We start from the raw sequence: 7068 nt of genomic DNA, 5'->3' as shown, positions 1-7068 counted from the left end.
ACTACCACGCCGTCGTCGGGCTGCCGGTCGCCGATGTGTTCGCGGCGCTCGACGAGATGGGCGTCATCCTCACCGGGGAGGACGAGCCATGACATTCGATCTGTATGTGCCGAAGATCAGCGAACTGCACGTCGCCGACCGGCCGAGGGAGCGGCTCATCCGGCAGGGGGCGGAGAGCCTGTCGAACCAGGAACTGATCGCGATCCTGCTGCGGACCGGCACCCGGCAGGAGTCGGTGCTCCAGCTCGCCAACCGGGTGCTCGCGTTCTTCGACAAGATCCAGGACCTGCAGCACGCGACGCTCGAGGAGATCACGTCGGTGAAGGGGATCGGCGAGGCGAAGGCGGTCCAGCTGCTCGCGGCGGTCGAGCTCGGCCGCAGGCTTTCGAGAAAGCAGTCGACGGAGCGCTACGTCATCCGGTCGCCCGAAGACGCGGCGGCGTACCTCATGCCGGATATGGCTTCGCTGCAGCAGGAGAATTTCGTTGCTTTATTCCTGAACGTGAAAAATGAAGTGCTCCACAGCAGCACGATCTTCATCGGCAGCCTGAACTCGTCGATCGTACACCCGAGGGAAGTGTTCCGCGAAGCGGTAAAGCGGTCCGCGGCGGCGATCATCTGCGCGCACAACCACCCGAGCGGGAACCCCGCGCCGAGCCCGGAAGACATCGAAGTGACGAAGCGGCTCGCGGAAGCCGGCCGGATCGTCGGGATCGACGTGCTCGACCATATCATCATCGGCGATCACCAGTTTCTCAGTTTGAAAGAAGGAGACTTCATCTAACGTTGTCACTTTCGCATGGTATCCGTTATAATGATGTGTATGATTTGAAACCGGCAACATTAAACGGCCGTGCAGAAAGGGAGTAAAACCGTGTTTGGATTGGGATCAAAAGATGTCGGGATCGACCTCGGCACAGCAAATACACTAGTTTTCATCAAAGGGAAGGGCATCGTCCTCCGGGAGCCTTCCGTCGTCGCCAAGAACGTGCAGACAGGGGACATCGTGGCAGTCGGGAATGACGCCAGGAACATGATCGGCCGGACACCGGGCTCGATCGTCGCAACGCGTCCGATGAAAGACGGCGTCATTGCAGACTTTGAAACAACGGCAAAAATGATTGAGTACTATCTGAAAGAAGCGCAGAAGGCATCCGGCGGCTCGTGGAAAAAGCCGAATGTCATGGTGTGCGTGCCATATGGCATCACATCGGTCGAACAGCGCGCGGTCATCGACGCTTCCCGGCATGCGGGAGCGAAGGAAGCCTTCACGATCGAGGAGCCGTTCGCCGCGGCGATCGGTGCGAATCTGCCGGTCTGGGAACCTACCGGCAGCATGGTCGTCGATATCGGTGGCGGTACAACCGAAGTTGCGGTCATTTCCCTCGGCGGCATCGTGACGAGCGAATCGATCCGAGTCGGCGGCGACGCGATGGACGGCTCGATTATTTCGTACATCCGCAAGACGTATAACCTGACGATCGGCGAGCGGACGGCGGAGGCGATCAAGATCGAGATCGGCTCGGCGAAAGTGGCCGACAAGCCGGCGAAGATGGAAATCCGCGGACGCGACCTTCTGACGGGGCTCCCGAAGACGATCGAAATCTCTTCCGAAGAAATCGCGGAAGCGCTCAAGGAATCGATTTCGGCGATCGTGGACGGCGTCAAGAAAACGCTCGAGACGACTCCGCCGGAACTGTCCGCGGACGTCATGGAGCGCGGCATCGTCCTCACGGGCGGCGGCGCCCTCCTGAAAAACCTCGACAAGGTCATCTCCGAGCAGACGAACATGCCGGTCTTCATCGCCGACGATCCGCTCGACTGCGTTGCGACCGGAACGGGCAAAGCACTCGACAACTTCGACGTCATCAAGAAACAGCAAGCCAGATAATCTAGGAGGGACGGCATTATGCCGCAGTTTTTCTCGAACAAACGGCTGATCCTCCTTCTCGTCGGTGTTATCGTCCTCGTGGCATTGATCTTCTTCACGCTGAAAGACCGGGAGCATGCCAGCGTCCCCGAACAGATTGTAAAAGATGCCGTCGGCTTCGGACAGTCGGTCTTTTCGAAGCCGGCGCAATACATAACGGATTTGATCGATGACGTGGACCTCCTCCTGAACACGTACGAGGAGAACAAGCGGCTGAAGACGCGTCTCGCGGAGTATGCGGCGGTCCAGGCGGAGCTGAGCGATGTACGCCATGAGAACGACCGTCTCAGGGGGATTGTCGGCAAGGAAGAAGACCTCCGGGACTATGAGCCGGTCCAGGCGACCGTACTTGCCCGGAATCCGGACCAGTGGGAAGAAAAGGTTGTCATCGACCGGGGCGAAGTGCACGGCGTGAAAAAGAACATGGCCGTCATGACGGCGGACGGACTGATCGGGAAAGTCGTACTGACGACCCCGTTCACATCGACCGTCCAGCTGCTGGCGACCCAGGATCCGACCTACCGGGTATCGGCGCTCGTCACCGGCGAAACGGAGGCGTTCGGGCTGATCGAAGGCTATGACATCGACCGGCACGAACTCATCCTGAAGCGGATTGACTCGACATTCGATATCAAGCCGGGCCAGAAAGTCGTTTCATCCGGACTTGGCGGCATTTTCCCGAAAGGGCTCCTGATCGGCGAGATCACCGAGGTGACGACGGACGACTACGGCCTGACGAAACAGGCGTACATCAAGCCGGCCGCCGACTTCTCGATGCTCGAGCACGTCATCATCGCCAAGCGCACATCGATGGCGGTCGACGGTTCGGACGCCGGCAATACGGGAGAAGCGATGGACAAAGCGGCGGATGAGGCGGAAGGCGGGGACGGATCATGATCCGGCTCGCCGTCCCGCTCATCGCCGTCGTTTTGTTCTTCGTGGAGCCGGTGTTCGGCCTGTTTTCGCCGATCGAGATCGGCGGGAACTATTACTATCTCGTCCCGCGGTTCCTGATCATGTACCTCATTTTCGTCGGCGTCTATTACAGCCGTCAGCGGGCGGTCATCTATGGAATCATCTTCGGGCTCTTGTACGATATGTTCCACATTGATATTATTGGACTATACGCCTTCCTGTATCCGGTGCTCTGCCTCTTGGCATGCTGGATCATCAAGCATATCCACCGGCATATCGCGGTCGTCACGATCATCTCGCTCGTCCTCGTGGCGGTCCTTGAGACGGCGCTCTACCTGTTCTTTTCGCTCATCGGATTCATTTCTGTCGGATTCGATGAGTTCCTGAGCACGCGGCTGCTGCCGACGATGATCGCGAATTCGGTGTTCCTCATCATGCTCGGATGGGTGTTCAAAATGCTCATCAGCCGGAGGAACATCCTGAAGAAGGAAGGAATCTCGTAAACATGGAGGAGAATGTGGGGTGACGCAATTGACGAAAAAGCAGCTGGTCATGATCAAAGGAACGAAGTCGGGCCTCGTGCTGCGCCTTGATGACCAATGCTCCTACACCGAGCTGCTCGGCGAATTGGAGCATAAAGTCGGGGAGGAGGCACTTGAGGGAATGGCGGAGGTCCAGCTCAATCTCGGGAACCGGTATTGCACCGATGACCAGGTGAGGGAACTGATCGGCGTTGTCCAGAAGTCGCCCCATCTCCGCGTTTCCAAAGTTCAGAGCGACGTGATCCGGATGGAGGAATGCAACCGCCGGATCATCGAAAGCCAGTCGGAAACCTACGTCGGCATCGTCCGCTCGGGCCAGGTGGTCAAGGCGGACGGCGACCTCGTCATCATCGGGGACGTCAATCCGAACGGAAAAGTAATCACGAACGGAAATATATTCGTGCTCGGCCGGCTGAAGGGCATCGCCCATGCCGGCGCGGGCGGCAACCTCGACGCGGTCATCGCCGCGTCGTGGCTGGAGGCGACGCACCTCATGATCGCCGACAAAATCGAAACGATGACGGATGAACTCGCTGTCTTGTCCGAAAGCCCGGAAATGGAATGCGCTTATATCCACCAGAACGGCTTCATCGCCATCGACCGCCTGCAGGAACTGCGCATCCTCAGGCCGAACCTATCTACATTCAAGGGAGGAAGCTAATGTGGGAGAAGCCATCGTTGTGACATCAGGGAAGGGGGGCGTCGGCAAGACGACGACGACCGCCAACCTTGGGACTGCATTGGCCCTTCAAGGCAAGCGGGTGTGCCTCATCGACACCGACATCGGCCTCCGGAACCTGGACGTCGTCCTCGGTCTCGAGAACCGGATCATCTATGATCTCGTCGACGTCGTCGAGGGCCGCTGCCGGGTCAATCAGGCGCTCGTCAAGGACAAGCGATTCGACGACCGTCTCTTCCTTCTGCCCGCCGCCCAGACGACGGATAAACTCGCCGTCACGCCGGAACAGATGAAAACCCTCGTCAACGAACTGAAACGGGACTACGACTATATCCTGATCGACTGCCCGGCCGGCATTGAACAGGGCTACAAAAACGCCGTCGCCGGCGCAGACCGGGCCATCGTCGTCACGACGCCGGAAATATCCGCCGTCCGCGACGCCGACCGCATCATCGGCCTGCTTGAACAAGAAGAAGGCATCGAGCCTCCGAAACTCATCATCAACCGGATTCGCCGCCACCTCATGGACACCGGCGAAGCGCTCGACGTGAACGACATCACGACCCACCTGTCGATCGACCTGCTCGGCATCGTCATGGACGACGAAAACGTCATCTCCTCTTCAAACAAAGGCGAACCCGTCGTCATGGACCCATCCAACCGAGCCGCCGTCGGCTACCGCAACATCGCCCGCCGCATCCTCGGCGAATCGGTCCCCCTCATGTCGATGGACGACACGCCCAAAGGCTTCTTCGGAAAGCTGAAAGCCATGTTCAAGAAGTGATTTTCCGGAGTGATTGTCCGGAGTGATTTCCCGCCGGTGAAGTTTCCCGGGAAATCGCGCGGAACCTCATAAATCGACAACAGACCAGTGACCCCATCACACGCTTTTTAAGCGTGCGGCGGGGGTTTTTTATTATCGCAAGGAGGGATTGGAATGAAAGCGAAAAGGGACATGCCGGAGAGGCTGGTGGCGCTGGCGGTGTTGGGGTTGCGCACAGCCGGTGGCCATCCGTCCGCAAAACAGATCAAGACAGACTGCGAGAACCGGATTGCCGGATACAAAGGGGAGAAGAAGGCGGACTTCTTTCTGTTCGAAGCAAAAGTGCAGGATCGCCCGATCATTTTGAAGGACGTGGACATTCCGGGAGTCGGCCGCTCCGTCCAGGCAGATACCGTGATCCTGCATCCCGCATTCGTATTGATCCTGGAAGTGAAGAACGTGACGGGGGAACTGTACTTTGATGACCAGACCGGCCAGTTTTACAGGATCAAGGCGGGCAAGCGGGAAGGCATGCGCAATCCGGAAGACCAGTTGAACCGCGCCGTCGCCTCGCTTGAGACCCATCTTGCATCGATCGGACTGCCGTTGCCGGTAGAGGGCGCGATTGTCTTGGCCAGCTATAACGGGCTCCTCCAGCAGGCACCATTGAGGCGTCCCGCATTGACCGTCGATCGTCTGCCGGGCCATCTGGAGGATCTGGCGCGGGCCAACCGGTTCTCATTCGACTGGAATGTTTTGTCTCGCATTAAAGACAGTTTGACCGGAAACCAGCAGAAGCGCCGCGACGATTTTCTCCGGTGGTATAACCTGGGGCGGGGTGACATCCTCCCCGGCGTCCGCTGCCCGGACTGCCACCGGCTCGGCATGGACCGAGGCCACGGACGCTGGATCTGCACCCGGTGTGGCGCCATCTCCAAAGACGCCCACTTGGCAGCCCTGCAAGAATATCGCATATTGTTTGGCGAGCGGATCACTAGCCGGGAGGCGATGTGGTTTTTGGGTTTGACTGACCTTTCATTGTCAATCCGTATTTTGAATGGTTATGGAATTTATGAGGGGACAGATAAGAGAAACAGGAAGTTTATTCTTCCTCAAGAGAACTACCGGTTAAGTGCCTTCGTAAATCACTTGGTGTATAAGAACTATTAGACTGCGATCAAAACTGCAAAGCATTCTATATTGTAATTCTGCCGGCCATATTTCAAATTTCCGTTCCATATTGTAATTCGGCCATCCTTATTTTAAATTCTTGTTCCATATTGTAAATCGAGCTTCCATATTTTAAATTTCCATTCCATATTGTAATTGGGCCGTCCATATTTTAATTTTCCGTTCCATATTGTAAATTGCCAACCCATATTTTAATTTAGTCTCTATATTGTAATTTCTCGTCCCATATTTTAATTTTGACCTTTGATGCAACCCTCACACTAATTCTATCTACCACTCATCACCCCGCCCCCGTCCTCATATAGTAGAAAAAACACTTTCGGGGTGTGGTGTGGATGAAGTGGCGGGATAAGTGGATTGCGGCAATCGTGATCACGGGTGTGTTGTTTGGGGTGGCGAAGCTGGAGGAGCATGAGGTGGTGAAGACGCAGATCACGCATCTGGTGCGGTCGGGCGAAGAGCTGGTTGTCATGAAGAAGTGGGTGATGTCATTTGTGGAGGAGGGGCGTCCGGAGCAGACGATTCCAGTGGCGGCGGATGGGGCGGAGCCGGCGATGGCCCGGTTTTCGACGCTGCAGCCGTTCCGGGAGGGCGTGCTGCTGTCGTATAATTCGGCGGTTCCGGTGACGGCGAAGGGGGACGGGCTCGTCATCTACACCGGGCACACCCGCCAGACCGGGAAGTCGGTGACGGTGCTTTATGATGACGGGGACACGGTGACGTACGGGTTTGTCGGGAAGTTCCTGACTTTGCCGTATACGACGGTGTCGCCGGGACAGGCGATTGCGGAGCTGGAGACGGGGGCGATGTTCCTCGGGGTCGAGCAGGACGGGGAGATGCTCGATGCCGAAGGAGTGAAGGAGTGGCTGGCCCTTCTCCGGAATGCGGATGAGTGAGCGGGCCGCGGGCTTGCGGATGCCCGCTCTGCCGGCCAGCAAAACGACCGCCGATGAAACCGCCCGAAGCCGGAAGCGGATGACCGCATTGCCGTCCGGCGTCCCTGCCGGAAAAATCCGCGAACCGGAGCGGCGGGCCGGGCGAAACCACC

Annotated in this window: 8 protein-coding genes; all 8 read left to right on the top strand. The window is 57.7% G+C overall.

The window, feature by feature from the left end; all coding sequences use genetic code 11:
• The first annotated feature begins 88 nt into the window (after positions 1-88).
• The 8 genes from radC (at position 89) to BN1189_RS14075 (ending at position 6916) form a co-directional block, all read left to right on the top strand.
• The gene (radC, locus tag BN1189_RS14110) at positions 89-784 is read left to right on the top strand and encodes a RadC family protein (RefSeq protein WP_040228951.1); all 696 of its coding nucleotides are present in this window, start codon (positions 89-91) and stop codon (positions 782-784) included.
• Between the two features lie 90 nt (positions 785-874).
• A complete protein-coding gene (locus BN1189_RS14105; RefSeq protein WP_040228950.1) occupies positions 875-1891 on the top strand; it encodes a rod shape-determining protein in 1017 nt (338 codons plus the stop codon).
• Between the two features lie 18 nt (positions 1892-1909).
• Positions 1910-2827 (top strand): rod shape-determining protein MreC, encoded by a 918-nt coding sequence (mreC, locus tag BN1189_RS14100; protein ID WP_040228949.1) that lies wholly within the window; start codon positions 1910-1912, stop codon positions 2825-2827.
• The gene (mreD, locus tag BN1189_RS14095) at positions 2824-3348 is read left to right on the top strand and encodes a rod shape-determining protein MreD (RefSeq protein WP_040228948.1); all 525 of its coding nucleotides are present in this window, start codon (positions 2824-2826) and stop codon (positions 3346-3348) included. The genes mreC and mreD overlap by 4 nt, the downstream gene beginning before the upstream one ends.
• A 28-nt stretch (positions 3349-3376) precedes the next feature.
• Positions 3377-4048 carry a septum site-determining protein MinC gene (minC, locus tag BN1189_RS14090; RefSeq protein WP_098049724.1) on the top strand — a complete coding sequence of 224 codons (672 nt, stop codon included), beginning with the start codon at positions 3377-3379 and terminating at the stop codon, positions 4046-4048.
• Between the two features lies 1 nt (position 4049).
• Entirely contained in the window at positions 4050-4850 is an 801-nt protein-coding gene (gene minD / locus BN1189_RS14085; RefSeq protein ID WP_040228947.1) for a septum site-determining protein MinD, read from the top strand.
• Positions 4851-5003: 153 nt separating this feature from the next.
• A complete protein-coding gene (locus BN1189_RS14080) occupies positions 5004-5999 on the top strand; it encodes a nuclease-related domain-containing protein (protein ID WP_052455883.1) in 996 nt (331 codons plus the stop codon).
• Between the two features lie 356 nt (positions 6000-6355).
• Positions 6356-6916 carry a M23 family metallopeptidase gene (locus tag BN1189_RS14075; RefSeq protein WP_040228946.1) on the top strand — a complete coding sequence of 187 codons (561 nt, stop codon included), beginning with the start codon at positions 6356-6358 and terminating at the stop codon, positions 6914-6916.
• Positions 6917-7068: the final 152 nt, after the last annotated feature.

It is taken from the genome of Bhargavaea cecembensis (assembly GCF_000826125.2).
In the GTDB taxonomy this organism is placed as follows: Bacteria; Bacillota; Bacilli; order Bacillales_A; family Planococcaceae; genus Bhargavaea; species Bhargavaea cecembensis_B.
Note: the sequence above shows the minus strand (reverse complement) of the source record. Positions and strands in the feature narration are given on the sequence as shown.

Excerpts from the sequence above, each read along its gene's own strand:
- radC (WP_040228951.1), top strand. The coding sequence starts at position 89 with ATGACATTCGATCTGTATGTGCCGAAGATCAGCGAACTGCACGTCGCC.
- mreC (WP_040228949.1), top strand. The coding sequence starts at position 1,910 with ATGCCGCAGTTTTTCTCGAACAAACGGCTGATCCTCCTTCTCGTCGGT.
- mreD (WP_040228948.1), top strand. The coding sequence starts at position 2,824 with ATGATCCGGCTCGCCGTCCCGCTCATCGCCGTCGTTTTGTTCTTCGTG.
- BN1189_RS14080 (WP_052455883.1), top strand. The coding sequence starts at position 5,004 with ATGAAAGCGAAAAGGGACATGCCGGAGAGGCTGGTGGCGCTGGCGGTG.
- BN1189_RS14075 (WP_040228946.1), top strand. The coding sequence starts at position 6,356 with ATGAAGTGGCGGGATAAGTGGATTGCGGCAATCGTGATCACGGGTGTG.